At 73.7% G+C, this 15,493-nt stretch carries 13 protein-coding genes and 1 pseudogene; 11 read left to right on the forward strand and 3 right to left on the reverse strand.

All coding sequences use genetic code 11. From position 1 onward, the window contains the following. Nucleotides 1-6 precede the first annotated feature (6 nt). The 5 genes from H505_RS0113590 to H505_RS0113610 all read left to right on the forward strand — a co-directional run bounded on the left by H505_RS0113590 (nt 7) and on the right by H505_RS0113610 (nt 7,413). Nucleotides 7-1,293, forward strand: coding sequence for a homoserine dehydrogenase (locus H505_RS0113590; protein WP_026402431.1), 1,287 nt, complete (start codon nt 7-9; stop codon nt 1,291-1,293). Nucleotides 1,294-1,395: 102 nt separating this feature from the next. Further along, complete coding sequence (gene thrC / locus H505_RS0113595; RefSeq protein ID WP_026402432.1) at nt 1,396-2,463, forward strand: threonine synthase; 1,068 nt, start codon at nt 1,396-1,398, stop codon at nt 2,461-2,463. Beyond that, nucleotides 2,464-3,402 carry a homoserine kinase gene (gene thrB, locus H505_RS0113600; protein ID WP_026402433.1) on the forward strand — a complete coding sequence of 313 codons (939 nt, stop codon included), beginning with the start codon at nt 2,464-2,466 and terminating at the stop codon, nt 3,400-3,402. Nucleotides 3,403-3,857: 455 nt separating this feature from the next. Further along, complete coding sequence (rho, locus tag H505_RS0113605) at nt 3,858-5,912, forward strand: transcription termination factor Rho (protein WP_026402434.1); 2,055 nt, start codon at nt 3,858-3,860, stop codon at nt 5,910-5,912. A gap of 166 nt (nt 5,913-6,078) precedes the next feature. Further along, nucleotides 6,079-7,413, forward strand: coding sequence for a sensor histidine kinase (locus tag H505_RS0113610; RefSeq protein WP_084550212.1), 1,335 nt, complete (start codon nt 6,079-6,081; stop codon nt 7,411-7,413). Nucleotides 7,414-7,587: 174 nt separating this feature from the next. On the opposite strand, the gene H505_RS0113615 is transcribed toward H505_RS0113610, so the two are convergent. The 3 genes from H505_RS0113615 to H505_RS0113625 are packed head-to-tail and all read right to left on the reverse strand — an operon-like array spanning nt 7,588 to nt 9,774. Next, nucleotides 7,588-8,259: an enoyl-CoA hydratase-related protein gene (locus H505_RS0113615; RefSeq protein ID WP_026402436.1), complete on the reverse strand. Its 672-nt coding sequence runs from the start codon at nt 8,257-8,259 to the stop codon at nt 7,588-7,590. Between the two features lie 2 nt (nt 8,260-8,261). Further along, on the reverse strand, nt 8,262-8,900 hold the full coding sequence (locus H505_RS0113620) for a TetR/AcrR family transcriptional regulator (RefSeq protein WP_026402437.1): 639 nt from the start codon (nt 8,898-8,900) through the stop codon (nt 8,262-8,264). Nucleotides 8,901-8,949: 49 nt separating this feature from the next. Then, complete coding sequence (locus tag H505_RS0113625; RefSeq protein WP_026402438.1) at nt 8,950-9,774, reverse strand: SMI1/KNR4 family protein; 825 nt, start codon at nt 9,772-9,774, stop codon at nt 8,950-8,952. Nucleotides 9,775-9,843: 69 nt separating this feature from the next. On the opposite strand from H505_RS0113625, the gene H505_RS0113630 reads away from it, so the two are divergent. The 6 genes and pseudogenes from H505_RS0113630 to H505_RS0113655 all read left to right on the forward strand — a co-directional run bounded on the left by H505_RS0113630 (nt 9,844) and on the right by H505_RS0113655 (nt 15,443). Continuing rightward, nucleotides 9,844-10,497: a response regulator transcription factor gene (locus tag H505_RS0113630; RefSeq protein ID WP_026402439.1), complete on the forward strand. Its 654-nt coding sequence runs from the start codon at nt 9,844-9,846 to the stop codon at nt 10,495-10,497. A 159-nt stretch (nt 10,498-10,656) separates the two neighbouring features. Then, complete coding sequence (gene rpmE / locus H505_RS0113635) at nt 10,657-10,875, forward strand: 50S ribosomal protein L31 (protein ID WP_026402440.1); 219 nt, start codon at nt 10,657-10,659, stop codon at nt 10,873-10,875. A 117-nt stretch (nt 10,876-10,992) separates the two neighbouring features. Continuing rightward, nucleotides 10,993-12,057, forward strand: a complete 1,065-nt coding sequence (gene prfA / locus H505_RS0113640) for a peptide chain release factor 1 (protein ID WP_026402441.1) — start codon at nt 10,993-10,995, stop codon at nt 12,055-12,057. Then, nucleotides 12,054-12,914 carry a peptide chain release factor N(5)-glutamine methyltransferase gene (prmC, locus tag H505_RS0113645; protein ID WP_026402442.1) on the forward strand — a complete coding sequence of 287 codons (861 nt, stop codon included), beginning with the start codon at nt 12,054-12,056 and terminating at the stop codon, nt 12,912-12,914. Before prfA ends, prmC begins: the two co-directional genes overlap by 4 nt. A gap of 84 nt (nt 12,915-12,998) precedes the next feature. Beyond that, nucleotides 12,999-13,626: pseudogene (locus tag H505_RS51615) on the forward strand (L-threonylcarbamoyladenylate synthase); the annotation flags it as partial. 863 nt (nt 13,627-14,489) lie between these two features. Then, on the forward strand, nt 14,490-15,443 hold the full coding sequence (locus H505_RS0113655; RefSeq protein ID WP_084550216.1) for a DUF2207 domain-containing protein: 954 nt from the start codon (nt 14,490-14,492) through the stop codon (nt 15,441-15,443). The last annotated feature ends 50 nt before the right edge of the window (nt 15,444-15,493 follow it).

Below are 15,493 nucleotides of genomic sequence, written 5' to 3' on the forward strand. Positions count from 1 at the left end.
CTGCGGGTGGCGCTGCTCGGGTGCGGCGTCGTCGGCACGGAGGTCGTGCGGCTGCTGCACGAGCAGGCGGACGACCTGGCCGCGCGGGTGGGCGCGCCGCTGGAGCTGGCCGGGGTCGCCGTTCGGCGGCCCGACCGGGTCCGCGCGGGCGTCCCGGCGGAGCTGGTCACGACGGACGCGCAGGCGCTGGTCACCCGGGACGACATCGACATCGTCATCGAGGTGATCGGCGGGATCGAGCCGGCGCGGACGCTGCTCCTCGAGTCGATGAAGTCGGGCAAGTCCGTCATCACGGCCAACAAGGCGCTGCTGGCGGAGGACGGCGCGACGCTGTTCGCCGCCGCGCGCGAGTACGGCGCGGACCTGTACTACGAGGCGTCCGTCGCGGGCGCCATCCCGCTGCTGCGCCCGCTGCGGGACTCGCTGGTCGGCGACCACGTGCACCGGGTGCTGGGCATCGTGAACGGCACCACGAACTACATCCTCGACCAGATGGACACGCATGGCGCGGGGTTCAACGACGCTCTGGAAGAGGCCCAGACGCTGGGGTTCGCGGAAGCGGATCCCACGGCCGACGTGGAGGGGTTCGACGCCGCGGCCAAGGCCGCCATCCTGGCGCAGCTCGCTTTCCACACGCCCGTCACCGCGGCGGACGTGCACCGGGAGGGCATCACGGAGGTCAGCCCGGGCGATGTGGCGGGCGCCAAGGGCATGGACTGCGTCGTCAAGCTGCTGGCCATCTGCGAGCGGATCCCCTCCGAGGACGGACGCAACGGGCGCGGGGTGTCGGTGCGGGTCTATCCCGCGATGATCCCGCGGTCGCACCCGCTGGCGAGCGTCCGGGACGCCTACAACGCGGTGTTCGTGGAGGCGGAGTCGGCCGGGTCGCTGATGTTCTACGGCGCGGGCGCGGGCGGCGCCCCGACGGCGTCGGCGATCCTCGGCGACCTGGTCGCGGTGGCGCGCAACGTCGCCGGGGGCACGCCGGGCCCGGTCGAGGTGACGTACGCGAAGCTGCCGGTGCTGCCGATGGGCGAGACCGTCACCCGCTACTACATCCAGCTGGACGTGGCGGACGAGGCGGGCGTCCTCGCGACCGTGGCGGAGGAGTTCGCCCGGCACGGGGTGTCGATCCAGGCCGTCCGGCAGGTCGGGACGGGCGAGGACGCGCAGCTCGTCGTGGTGACGCACCGGGCGCCGGACGCGGCGCTGTCCGCGACGGTCGAGGGCCTGCGGGGGCTGCCGATCGTCCGCGAGGTGGCGAGCGTCATGCGCGTCGAGGGCGAGGACTGACGCGGGGCGCGTCCGGCGCGTCCCGCACGCACTAGAATTCGCACGACATCGCAGGTCGTGCGGCGGTCTGGGTAGGGACCGCAGGTCGGCAAGGAGAACGACGTGAACCCCAACGCCCGCGCGTGGCGCGGCCTCATCGAGGAGTACCGTGACCGGCTCCCGGTGACGGAGAAGACCCCCGTCGTCACGCTGCTGGAGGGCGGCACGCCGCTCGTCCCGGCCCACCGGCTGTCCCAGCTGACCGGCTGCGAGGTGTACCTGAAGGTCGAGGGCGCGAACCCGACCGGCTCGTTCAAGGACCGCGGCATGACGGTCGCGATCAGCAAGGCGGCCGAGGAGGGCGCGAAGGCGGTGATCTGCGCGTCCACCGGCAACACCTCGGCGTCGGCGGCGGCGTACGCGGTGCGGGCCGGGATGACCTGCGCGGTGCTGGTGCCGCAGGGCAAGATCGCGATGGGCAAGCTGGCGCAGGCGCTGGTGCACGGCGCGCGGCTGCTGCAGGTCGACGGCAACTTCGACGACTGCCTCGAGCTGGCGCAGAAGCTCGCGGTGGACTACCCGGTCGCGCTGGTCAACAGCGTGAACAAGTACCGGCTGCAGGGGCAGAAGACGGCCGCGTTCGAGATCGTCGACGCGCTCGGCGACGCCCCGGACGTCCACTGCCTCCCGGTCGGCAACGCCGGCAACATCTCGGCCTACTGGATGGGCTACAAGGAGTACGCGGAGGGCAGTGAGGCGTCGCGGCGGCCGCGGATGCTGGGCTTCCAGGCGAGCGGCGCGGCGCCGTTCGTCAAGGGCGAGCCGGTGCTGAAGCCGCAGACGATCGCGACCGCGATCCGCATCGGCAACCCGGCGTCGTGGGACCTCGCGGTCAACGCGCGGGACGAGTCGGGCGGCGCGATCGACTCGGTCACCGACCGGCAGATCCTCGCCGCGTACCGGCTGCTGGCCCGCGAGGAGGGCGTGTTCGTCGAGCCGGCGTCCGCGGCGAGCGTCGCGGGACTGCTGCAGGCGAGCGAGCGGGGCGGCGTCGAGCGCGGTGCGAAGGTCGTCTGCACGGTGACCGGAAACGGCCTCAAGGACCCCGACTGGGCGATCTCCGGGGCGCCCGCCCCGACGACCGTGAAGGTCGACGCGCACGCCGCCGCCTCCGCGCTGGGCCTGACCTAGATGGGGCGGCCGCAGGCGCCGGTGACGGTGCGGACGCCCGCGACCAGCGCGAACCTGGGGCCGGGCTTCGACTCGCTGGGCCTGGCGCTGACGCTGCACGACGACGTCGAGGTCGCGCCGACCGACGACGCGACGGCCATCGAGGTGGACGGCGAGGGCGCCGAGGTCGCCGACCGGGGCGAGCGGCACCTGATCGTCTCGACGCTGCGGGCCGGGTTCGACCGGATCGCCGAACTGGGCGCGTCCGGTCCGGGCCAGCCGAAGGGCTTCCGGCTGCGGTGCCGCAACCGGATCCCGCACAGCCGGGGGCTCGGGTCGTCGTCGGCCGCCATCATCGCCGGGCTGGTCGCCGCGCGCGCGCTGCACCCGGACGGTTCCGTGCTGGACGACGACGAAGTGCTTCGGCTCGCGACCGAGATCGAGGGGCACCCCGACAACGTCGCGCCGTGCCTCGCGGGCGGGCTGACCGTCGCGTGGACGACACCGGACGGTCCGCGCCTCGTGCGGCTCGACCCTCGGATCGACCAGGCCGTGGCGTTCGTCCCGGAGCAGCGCCTGGCCACCGAGCGCGCGCGCGGGCTGCTGCCCGAGACCGTCCCGCACGCGGACGCGGCCGCGAACGCCGGACGGTCCGCGCTGCTCGTCGCCGCGCTCACCGCGGGCCTCGACGGCGCACTCCTGGACGCCACGGAGGACCGGCTGCACCAGGATTACCGGGCCCCCGCGATGCCGGAATCCGCGGCGCTCGTGGCGCGGTTGCGCAACGCGGGCGTCCCCGCCGTGATTTCCGGGGCAGGTCCTACTGTCCTGGCCTTCACAACTGCATCACAAGTTGATTCGATGGGGCTTGAAGTGGGTAATGGGTGGCACGAACACCCGTTGCAGGTCGCGGTCCGCGGCGCACGCGTCGTGGCCGGTGAACCGCCCGTCCGGCCCTGACCCCCGGCACCGCTGGAGCGCGCCCGCACACCGCTCCCGCCGGTACCGGATCCGGCGAGATCCACCGAGGTAAAATGCGAAGACATCGACCTCTGGGGAATAGCAGTGCGCCCTGGTGATGTTAGGCTGAATGCCGCACCAGATGCCCCGTTCGGGGCAGCGTGCTCGTCAGCCGCGCGTCGCCAGATCGGCCCTTCGGCCGTGTCGGTCCCGCGTACTAGGCTTCCCGAGACCGTGACATCCCGATGTCAGGCATTCCAGCGAAACTTCGGACGTGGCGGGACCCGGGACACGCACGAGCGAACCGTCCCGACCATCATCTGGCTGTGCCCAGACATCGCGGCTCGCGACCCCATCGTGAGCAGCGGAGCCCGACTCGGCGCCCCCGCCGGGCCGCACTACCGGGTTGACTGGCCGAACGCCGGCCAACACCCGCTCCCTGGGAAGGACCCTTAGTGAGCGAATCCAGCGAACTCCTGACGGACGCATCCGGCACGACCGCCGTCGAGGCCGGCGCGGAGCCCGCCGCCACCCCCCGGCGCCGCCGGCAGGGCACCGGCCTGTCGGCCAAGGTGCTTCCTGAGCTGCGGCAGATCGCGTCCGAGCTCGGCATCACCGGCACGACCGGGATGCGCAAGAGCCAGCTCATCGCCGCCATCCAGGAGAAGCAGGGCGGGGCCCAGGAGCAGGGCTCGGCGGGGAGCGAGCAGGGAGCCGCTGCCCCGGCCAAGACCGAGCGTCCCCGGCGCACCCGCACCGCCGCCAAGCGCGACGCGTCCGACGACGCGGCCACGGCCACGGCGGCGCCCGAGCAGGCGCCCGCCGACAAGCCCGCCGACCGCGGCGACAAGGCCGCCGACCAGGCCGAGCAGCCGCAGAAGGCCGCCGACAAGGGCGACAAGGCGGAGAAGGCCGAGCAGCCGCAGAAGGCCGCCGACAAGCCCGAGCGCGGCGACAAGGGGGAGCGCGGCGGCCGGCAGAACGGGCGCGCGGCGTCCGCCGGCAGGTCCGACCGCGCCGAGCGGCAGGGCCGCGACGAGCGGCAGAGCCGCGACGGCGACGACGACACCCAGGGCGGACGCGAGCGCGGCGAGGGCCGCGACGGCCAGCGCGACCGCGGTGAGAACCGCGAGGGCGGCGGCCGCCAGCGGCAGCGCGGCCGCGACCGCGACCGCGACGGCCAGGGCGGCCGGCAGCGCGGCGAGGGCCGCGACCGCGACGGCGGCCGCGACCGCGACGGCGGGCGCGACGGCCAGGGCGGCGGCCGGCACGACGACGACGACGGCGGCGGCCGCGGCCGGCGCGGGCGCCGGTTCCGCGAGCGCAACCGCGGCCGCGGCCGCGAGCGCTACGAGGAGCCGGTGATCAGCGAGGACGACGTCCTCATCCCGGTCGCGGGCATCCTCGACATCCTGGACAACTACGCGTTCGTCCGGACGACCGGCTACCTGCCGGGGCCGAACGACGTGTACGTCTCGCTGTCGCAGGTCCGCAAGAACGGGCTGCGCAAGGGCGACGTCATCACCGGCGCCGTCCGGCAGGCCCGCGAGGGCGAGCGGCGCGAGAAGTTCAACGCGCTCGTCCGGCTCGACACCGTCAACGGCATGGAGCCGGAGCAGTCGAAGGGCCGCGTCGACTTCTCCAAGCTGACCCCGCTGTACCCGCAGGAGCGGCTGCGCCTCGAGTCCGACCCGGGCGTCCTGACGACCCGGATCATCGACCTCGTGTCGCCGATCGGCAAGGGGCAGCGCGGCCTGATCGTGTCGCCGCCGAAGGCCGGCAAGACGATGGTGCTCCAGGCGATCGCCAACGCGATCACCAAGAACAACCCGGAGTGCCACCTGATGGTCGTCCTGGTGGACGAGCGTCCGGAAGAGGTCACCGACATGCAGCGGACGGTGAAGGGCGAGGTCATCCACTCGACCTTCGACCGTCCCGCCGAGGACCACACCACGGTCGCCGAACTGGCCATCGAGCGCGCCAAGCGGCTCGTCGAGCTCGGCCACGACGTCGTCGTCCTGCTCGACTCGATCACCCGCCTCGGCCGCGCCTACAACCTGGCGGCCCCGGCCTCCGGGCGGATCCTGTCCGGTGGTGTCGACTCGACCGCGCTGTACCCGCCGAAGCGCTTCTTCGGCGCCGCGCGCAACATCGAGAACGGCGGCTCCCTGACGATCCTCGCCACCGCCCTGGTCGAGACCGGGTCGCGGATGGACGAGGTCATCTTCGAGGAGTTCAAGGGCACCGGCAACATGGAGCTCAAGCTCAACCGGCAGCTCGCGGACAAGCGGATCTTCCCCGCGGTGGACGTCGACCAGTCCAGCACCCGCAAGGAGGAGATCCTCATGGCCCCCGAGGAGCTGCGGGTCGTCTGGCAGCTCCGCCGGGTGCTGCACGCGCTCGACACCCAGCAGGCGCTGGAACTCCTCATCGAGAAGATGAAGGAGACCAAGTCGAACGCCGAGTTCCTCCTGCAGGTGCAGAAGACCACGGTGTCCGACGACCGCTGACGCGTCGCACGTCGCCCCCGTCCGGCTCGTCCGGGCGGGGGCGACGCGCGTCCGGGCCCCCATGGTGGGGTTTTCCCCACCCCTGAACTACAGGTGGACGTCATGGCGGCCCGACCCCCCGTCGAGCACTCTTGAACCGTACGGAGAGCGAACCGCGGAGGGTGACATGGGCGGGTTGAGCACGGTGCCGGGCGGCGGCGCCGCAAGGCCGGGACGGTCGGTGGTGCGCGCGTCCTGGCGGCCGCTGGACATGGCGCGTTCGTCCATCACGTGGCGGGCCGCGGCCTACCAGCTCGTCGGCCTCGCGTTCGGCGTCGCCTGGTTCATGGTGCTGGTGACCGGCGTCGCGCTGTCCGCGGGCCTCCTGATCATCTGGGTCGGGGCGCCGCTGGCGGCCCTGCTCCTCCTCCTGTGGCGCGCCGGCGCGGTCTTCGAGCGGGCGCTGATGAAGGGCGCCTACGGCGTCACGATCCCGAGCCCGTACCGGCCGATGCCCGAGGGCAACCTGTTCCGGAAGCTGAAGTCCATGGCGGGCGACCCCGCCACCTGGAAGGACTTCGCGTACTTCGCGCTCCTCTTCCCCGTCACGCTCATCGAGTTCACCGTCTCGGTGATGCTCTGGACGGCGACCGGGGTGCTCCTCGCCGCGCCGGTGGTCGTCCTCCTCGGCGAGGACATGCGCATCCAGATCGGCGACCTCGTCTACTTCCCGCAGAACCTCTTCGAAGCGCTGCCCGCCTTCGCCGCCGGCTGCGCCCTGCTCGTCCTGGCCATGTACGTGACGCGGGCGATGGGCATCGGGCACGCCCTGTACGCGGTGTTCCTCCTCGGCCCGAACGCGTCCCAGACGGAGGCCCGCCGGCAGCAGGCCCGCGCCGACCGCCTCCAGGCCAGCCGCGCCCGCGGCGTGGACGCCGCCGAGGCCGAGCGCCGCCGCATCGAACGCGACCTGCACGACGGCGCCCAGCAGCGCCTGCTGGCCGTCGCGATGGACATCGGCCGCGCCCGCTCCAAGCTCGAGGACGACCCCGAGGGCGCCCGCGCCCTGATCGAGCAGGCCCACACGGGCACCAAGGAGGCCATCTCCGAACTGCGCGACCTGGCCCGCGGCATCTACCCCGCCATCCTCACCGACCGCGGCCTCGACCCCGCCCTGTCGGGCCTCGCCGCCCGCGCCCCCGTCCCCGTCGAGGTCGACGTCGACCTCCCGGAGCGTCCCCCGGCCGCGGTCGAGAGCATCGCGTACTTCATCGTCGCCGAGTCCCTCGCGAACATCGCGAAGTACGCCCGCGCCACGCGCGCGTCCGTCCGGGTGGCGCGCGAGGACGCCTGGGTCGTCGTCGAGGTCATCGACAACGGCGTCGGCGGTGCCGTCGCCGCCCCCGACGGCGGCCTCGCCGGCCTCGCCGACCGGGCCGCCACCATCGACGGCATGCTGATCGTCGACAGCCCGCCCGGCGGCCCCACGATCATCCGTGCCGACCTCCCCTGCACCTGGTAACCGCCCCCACCGACACCCCCGCCCACCCGCCCCGCCCGCAACCCGCGGCCGGGGCGCTTCCCACCCGTCGGCAGGTCGTGGGCCGGGATGTCTTCCGACGGCAGGCCGCAACCGGGGTGCCCCTCGACGGCAGGTGGTGGGGCTGGGGATGCGGGTGGTTTGGGGTGGTGTTGGTCAGGGGGTTGTGGGTTGGGGGGTGCGGAGGGCGGTCAGGGGGGTGGCGAACATGGTGGTCTTGATCGCGGCCAGGGTGGTGCGGTCCTTGCCGGCCAGGGGGCGGACGCGGGCGTCGGCGGTGGAGGTGAGCCGGTCGAGGTCGGCGATGTCGTCGATCAGGCCCAGGTCGCGGGCCTGCGGGGCGCCGAAGCGGTGCCCGGTGGTCATGGACGCGATGGCGGCGGCCGGGGTGAGCTTGGCCTGGATGAGGGCGGCCATGCCGGGGGTGAAGGGGATGTGGATGTCGACCTCGGGCAGGCAGAGGTAGCCGCGGTCGGCGCGCATCACGCGGTAGTCGTGGGCGAGGGCGAGCATCGTCCCGGCGCCGAAGGCGTGGCCGTTGACCGCCGCGATCGTGGGGACGGGCAGCGCCAGCACCCGGGCGAGGAGGTCCTGCACCCGCTCGACGTAGGGGATCAGTTCCTCGGGGTGGTCCCCGAGCCAGTCGAGGTCCAGGCCGTTGGAGAAGAACTTGCCGCGGCCGGTGGTGACGAGCGCGGCGGGGCCGGGGTGGTCGACCACGGTGTCGAGGTGTTCGTGGACGGTGGTGATCCAGTCCGGGGAGAAGCGGTTCTCGTCCTGGCCCAGGTCGAGAACGAACACCGGGCCGTCGTTGCGCAGTTCGGGCATGGTCAATCCTTGGTCGGAGCGGAAGGCCGGGACGGTGGCGGGATGGTCAGGACGGCGCGGACGGCGGCCTCCAGCCGCTGCCGGGCGTCGGTGTCGACGGGCGTGCGGGCGGACGCCGGGGCGGTGAGGGCGCGCCGGAACGCGGCGGTGGGCAGGTCGACGACGCACAGGGTGATGACCGCGACGGCCGCCGCGTCGGCCCGGCCCCACATGTCGCGGGACAGCCGGGTCAGCAGGTCCAGCAGCCGGCGGTCGAGGGCGAGCAGGTCGGCGGTCAGGCGTTCGGGCAGGTCGGGGCCCAGCAGTTGTTCGCGGCGGACACCCATCAGCATGCGGGCGGCGGCGGGACGGCGCTGGGCGAACGCCGCCGGTGCGTCGGCCGCCGCCACCACCGCGTCGACCGCCGACGCGGACTCGCGGACCGCGGTGGTCTGCCGGTCCAGGAAGGCGTCGGCGGCCCGCAGCCACACCCGTCCCAGCAGGACGGGCAGGGAGCCGAACGCGTGGTAGATCGCCCCGTTCGACACGCCGGTCGCGGCGGCCAGGCCGCGGACGGTGACGCCGTCCGGCCCCGAGTCGGCCACCAGCCGTTCGGCGGCGTCCATGATCAGCTCGGGGTCGTACCTGCGGGGGCGTGCCATGACCGCGAGAGTAACAGAGCGCCTGCTCTGTTACTCCGCCCCCTGCCGGTTACGCCGGTTCGGGCCAGTGGACGGTGCCGTGGACCGGGACGACGGCGTCGATGCGGCAGCCCATGGCCTCGATCGCGGGGAGCAGCGCGCCGCGTACCTGCGCGTCCGCGGCGGGTGGGTAGGCGACCCGGATCTGGTGGCCGTAGGCCGTCTCGTAGGTCAGCTTCCACCGGCCGTCGGCGGTGGCGAAGTGGTCCTGCCGGGCGCCGCCGTTGGCGAAGCCGCCGCGGGCGCGGGTCGGTGCCAGGCTCCGGCGCAGGATGCGGAGGCGCTCCTCGTAGGGCGGTGCGCCGTCCGCCTCGGCCAAGCGCAGATAGACGTGGACGTCACTGCGGCGGGGATCGAACCAGGGGCCGTCGACGTCCGCGCCGCGGTCCCGCATGCTCGCGGTCCGGCGTTCGATGAGCGCGGTGAGCACGGCGGCGACGCCGCCGTCCGGGTACTCGAAGTCGTCGTCGCGCGTCCAGTACACGGTCTTCCAGTGCCGGGGAGAGCCGGCGGGGTCGGTGAGCCAGGCGAGTGTCCCGCCGACCGAGTCCGAGCCCCAGGCGACGAGCCCTCCGGGCTCGGGGTGGACGGGGTGGGGGCAGTGGCCGAGCATGAGCCGCAGGTCTTCGAGCCGGCCGGGATTCTCCTCGATCGCTTTCTCGGGGGACCAGAGGGAGAACTCGTCGCAGAACGTACCGGGCCCGTACCGCCGGACGATCGCGGTGAACTCGGGCGGGAGGGCCAGCCCGAGCGCCTCCTCCGCCCGCGTCCAGTCGGTCTCCGCCGGAGAAGGGGGAGGCGGGACGAGCGCGAGCAGCCTTTCGAGCTCCGTCATGGGCGCCGACTCTAACCGCGGCCCGCCCGGGACGTCCCGAACGGGTGGAGGTCCCCGGATAATGGACGGATGCGGGTTGTGATCGCCGAGGATTCGGTGCTGTTGCGCGAGGGGCTCGTCCGGCTGCTCGACGACGCCGGGATCGGGACCGTCGCGACGGTGGGGGACGGGCCCGGGCTGCTCGGGATCGTCGAGGAGCACAAGCCCGACCTCGCGATCGTGGACGTGCGGATGCCGCCGTCGTTCACGGACGAGGGGCTGCGCGCGGCGCTCGCGGTGCGCGAGCGGCGGCCGGAGACGCCGATCCTGGTGCTGTCGCAGTACGTGGAGGAGCGGTACGCGACCGACCTGATCGGCGGCGGCGCGGAGGGCGTGGGCTACCTGCTGAAGGAGCGGGTCGCGGACGTCGCCGAGTTCATCGACGCGGTGCGGCGGATCGCCGCGGGCGGCACCGTCATCGACCCCGAGGTGATCGGCCAGCTGCTGGGGCGGCGGCGGGACGGGGACCCGCTGGAGGCGCTCACGCCGCGGGAGCGCGAGGTGCTCGGGCTGATGGCGCAGGGACGGGCGAACGGTGCGATCGCCGCGGACCTGGTCGTCACCGAAGGGGCCGTGGAGAAGCACATCTCCAACATCTTCGCGAAGCTGCGGCTGCAGCCCGCGCAGGGCGAGCACCGGCGGGTCATGGCCGTCCTCACCTACCTGGGCCGCGCCGGCGGCTGAAGGGGACGCGGGGGAATGCCCGGTGACCTCGGCACGTTCTGGTATCTGGCACACTTGGAGTGCAACCGCTGCGGTACCGGTTCACGCCTCCCACACCTTCCATGGTTCGGCCATGCGTGTCGGGGGCGCCCGGCGACCGCCCCAGGCGAGGAGAAACCCATGAAGGCCGACATTCACCCCGAGTACGTCGTCACGACCGTGACGTGCACGTGCGGCAACACCTTCGAGACGCGCAGCACCGCCCCGAACGGCGTCATCCACGCGGACGTGTGCTCGAACTGCCACCCGTTCTACACGGGCAAGCAGAAGATCCTGGACACCGGCGGCCGGGTGGCGCGCTTCGAGCAGCGCTTCGGCAAGAAGAAGGCCGACAAGTAGGACGAGCGCGCACCAGCGACCAGGGACAGCCCGGGGACCCGAGCGGGCTCCGGGCCGTCCGAAGCCTGCATCCGGAGGCCGCCACGGGTCCCCGGGCCGGAACGGCCAGGACACAGCGTGAATCTCGACGATCTGATCAGCGAATACGCGGGCATCGAAGAGCGGCTCGCGGACCCGTCCGTGCACGCCGACCAGGCGCTCGCGCGGCGGCTCGGCAAGCGGTACGCCGAACTGAAGCCGATCGTCGAGACCTACCGGGACTTCACCGCCACCGAGGACGACCTGGCGGCCGCGCGGGAGCTCGCGGGCGAGGACGAGACGTTCGCCGCCGAGGCGACCGAGCTGGAGAAGCGCCGCGAGGAGCTCGAGGAGCGGCTGCGGCGCCTGCTGGTGCCCCGCGACCCGAACGACGCCAAGGACGTCATCCTCGAGGTCAAGGCCGGTGAGGGCGGCGAGGAGTCGGCGCTGTTCGCGGGCGACCTGCTGCGCATGTACCTGCGGTACGCGGAGCGGGTCGGCTGGAAGACCGAGGTCCTGGACTCGCACCCGTCCGACCTGGGCGGGTACAAGGACGTGACGGTCGCGGTGAAGGCGCGCGGCTCCCAGGAAGAGGGGGTCTGGACGCGCCTGAAGTTCGAGGGCGGCGTGCACCGGGTGCAGCGGGTCCCGGCGACGGAGTCGCAGGGGCGGATCCACACGAGCGCGGTCGGTGTCCTGGTGACGCCCGAGGCCGAGGACGTGGACGTCCAGATCGACCAGAACGACCTGCGGATCGACGTTTACCGTTCGTCCGGTCCCGGTGGGCAGAGCGTCAACACGACCGACTCGGCCGTGCGCATCACGCACGTCCCGACGGGCGTGGTGGTGTCGTGCCAGAACGAGAAGAGCCAGCTCCAGAACAAGGAGCAGGCGCTGCGCATCCTGCGGTCCCGGCTGCTGGCGATCGCGCAGGAGGAGGCGGACGCGGCGGCGGCGGCCGAACGCAAGAGCCAGGTCCGCACGGTGGACCGCTCGGAACGGGTCCGCACCTACAACTATCCGGAGAACCGGATCTCCGACCATCGCGTCGGATACAAGGCGTACAACCTCGACCAGGTGTTGGACGGCGACCTGCACAACGTGACGCAGGCGCTCGTCGACGCCGACATGGAACGCCGGCTGGCCGAAGCCCAGGAATCATGACGCTGCTGCTCGACGAGATCGCCAGGGCGACCGCGCGGCTCGCCGAGGCGGGGGCCGCCTCCCCCCGCGCCGACGCCGAGGAGCTCGCCGCGGCCGTGCACGGCGTCAAGCGGTCCGAGTTGCACGGCGTCCCGGACGGCTCGTTCGACGCGCGGTTCTGGGAGTTCGTCGCCCGGCGCGAGGCCGGCGAGCCGCTGCAGCACATCACCGGCCGCGCGTTCTTCCGCTACCTGGAGCTGAAGGTCGGGCCAGGCGTGTTCGTGCCCCGCCCCGAGACCGAGGTGATGGTCGGCTGGGCGCTGGAGACGCTGCGGGACATGGACGTCCGCGACCCCCTCGTCGTCGACCTCGGCACGGGATCGGCGGCGATCGCCCTGTCGATCGCCCTGGAGGCCCCCCGCGCGCGCGTGCACGCGGTAGAGAAGGACCCCACGGCGTTCGTCCACGCCACCCGCAACATCGAGGAACTGGACGAGCGCGGCCGCGTCCGGCTGCACCTCGGCGACTTCGGGTCCGCGCTGCCGGAACTGGACGGCACGGTCGACCTCGTCGTCAGCAACCCCCCGTACATCCCGATGAGCGAGTGGGAGTACGTCCCGCCGGACGTCCGCGACCACGACCCGGCCGCGGCCCTGTGGGGCGGCGGGGACGACGGGCTCGACGCCATCCGCGTCGTCGAGCGCACCGCGCGCCGCCTGCTGCGGCCGGGCGGCCACGTCGCCGTCGAGCACAGCGACCTGCAGGGCAACGCCGTCTACTGGACGTTCCCCGAGGAGAACGGCTGGCGCGACGTCCGCAACCGCCGCGACCTCACCGACCGGGACCGGTTCGTCACGGCCCGCATGGTCGCCGACTGACGCCTCCGCGCGGCGCGGCGGGCCGGGGCCGCCGCGGCGGCGGACGCGGCCCGAGCCGGAAGCCGGGCGTGGGAAACTGGGGTCGTGAGCCGACGTTATGACTGCGCTGAGCCGATGGAGCGGACGCGGGGGATCGCGGAGGCGGTCTCGGCGGTGCGACGCGGAGAGCTGATCGTCCTGCCGACGGACACGGTGTACGGCATCGGTGCCGACGCGTTCACGCCCGCGGCGGTCTCGGCGCTGCTGAAGGCCAAGGGCCGGGGGCGGGAGATGCCCCCGCCCGTCCTGGTCGGGTCCGTGCGCGCCGCCACCGCCCTCGTCGAGGACCTCGGCCCCTACGGGCAGGACCTGATCGACGAGTTCTGGCCGGGCGGGCTGACGCTGGTGTGCCGCGCCAACCGCAGCCTCATGTGGGACCTCGGCGAGACCAAGGGCACGGTCGCGGTGCGGATGCCGATGCACGAACTCGCGGTGGAGCTCCTCAAGGAGACCGGCCCGCTGGCGGTCAGCAGCGCGAACCTGAGCGGCTCGCCCGCCGCGCGGAACGCCGAGGCGGCCGAGGAGATGCTCGGCGACTCCGTCGAGGTCTACCTGGACGGCGGCGCGTCCGGGCACGGCGACCCCTCCACGATCATCGACCTGACCGGCTCGGTGCCGCGCCTGCTGCGCGCGGGCGCCGTCCCGGTCGAGAAGATCCGCGCCGTCGTCGGCATCCTGCTCACCGACGACGAGGACGACGCGAAGGACGAGGACGAGCCGGACGGCGCGTCGGCGCCCCTGTCGCTCACGAAGGACACGCACGCGAAGGACGCGGCCGAGCCGTCCGACGCCCCCGCGCCGCCGTCCCTGCAGAAGGACGCATCGCCGGCAGACGAGCCGAAGGACGGCGACGTCCCGTCCCTGACCAAGGACGAGCCGGCGAAGGACGCCACGGAGCCCGGGGACGTCCCGTCCTTGACGAAGGACGAACCCGCGAAGGGTGCCGCCGAGCCCGAGGACGTCCCGGAGGGTGGCGACGTCCCGTCCCTGACGAAGGACGAACCCGCGAAAACCGCCGACGAGCCCGCGAAGGTCGCGAAGGTCGCGAAGGACGCGGAGGACGGCGCCGCGAAGACCACGGACTCCTCCCCGGCCGACGAGAAGCGCTAGCAAACCCCCGCCCGCACACCCCAGCCGTCCCTGCCACCCGCGTTCCCGCCGTCCGCGCGCCCGCACGGCGCACGTGACGGCGTGAACGGACGGCCCGTCCGTGCGCGTCCCCGCACGGGCCAGAGGCCCCTCCGGGGCCGGGCCCGCGTGGGGTCCTGGCGGCGCCCTGGAGGCTTCGAGGCGGGCGGGGAGTGTGGGGCCTCCCGTACCCGCGAGGTGTCGGGGAACGTGCGGGACGGGCGCGCTCACGGCCCTGCGGGGGCGCCCTGGGGCGGGCGCCCGGCTGCCCGTCGGGCGGTGCGGCGTGCCCTCGCGGCAATTCCGGGGCATCCCGGACGCAACCCCGGAGCCAGGGGGTTCGTCCAAAACCCGGGGATTCTCGGCATCGGTGCGTTGGGCCCGCGGACGCCGGGTAGCGATGCGACGATGCGAGACGTGCGTGGCCGGGTCCGGGGGCCCGCGATCGGGGCGGGCGTGCTGCTGGTGGCGCTGCTGGTCGTGCCCGCCGCGGCCGATCCGGCGGTGCGGCCGCGGATCCCGATCTACGACGTGGTGCTGGCCCTGCGCGCGGACGGGGTCCTGCACGTGCGGGAGACGATCACGTTCGACTTCGCCGACGGCGGGCGCGGGATCGTGCGGCGCCTGCGGTACCGCGTCGGCGACCGCCTGTACGAGGTGCGGGACGTGCGCGCCAGTTCGTCCACCGGGGCGCCGGCCCGGGTGCGGACGACGAAGCTGGGGCACGAGCTGCGGATCGGGGTCGGCACCCGGGGGCCCGAGGTGCGCGGGCGGCAGGCGTACGTGATCGAGTACGACGTGCTGCGGGCGTTCACGCCGCGCGCGGGGTTCGACGAGCTCGGGTGGGACGCGATCGGCACGGGCTGGGACGTCCCGATCGAGCACGCGGCGGTCCGGGTGGAGGCGCCGGTGCGGCTGCGGGACGTGCGGTGCCGCGCGGGCAGGCCGGGGGCGAGCGTCGGCTGCGCGGGGGACCGGGACGGGCGGTACGCGATCGACTTCACGCAGGACGGGCTGGCGGCGGGCGAGGGGATGCGGGTGCGGGTGCGGCTGCCCGACCGGGCGGTCACGGCGCCGCCGCCCGCGTACGCGCGGCCGCACTGGGCGGGGACGTGGCTGGGGACGGCGGTGCTCGCGTTGGCGGTGGCCGCGGCGGGGCTGGCGGTGCGGCGGCCGCCGCGGCGGCGGTCGGGGACGGGCCTGGCGGCGGCGGGCGCGCTGCTGGTCGCCGCGGACGCCGCGGACGACGTCGTCGCGGGCGGACCCTGGGCGTTCTCGCTGGGAGACGCGTCGCTGGCGGGGCTCGCGCTCCTCACGGTGGGCGTTGGAATCGTTTTCGCCCACAGGGTAGGAGAGCCGTAAGGCACGCGGGCGGTCGCGGGTTGGGATTACAGTTGGTCGGTCTCGGGGCG

The organism is Actinomadura rifamycini DSM 43936 (assembly GCF_000425065.1).
Taxonomy (GTDB): Bacteria; Actinomycetota; Actinomycetes; order Streptosporangiales; family Streptosporangiaceae; genus Spirillospora; species Spirillospora rifamycini.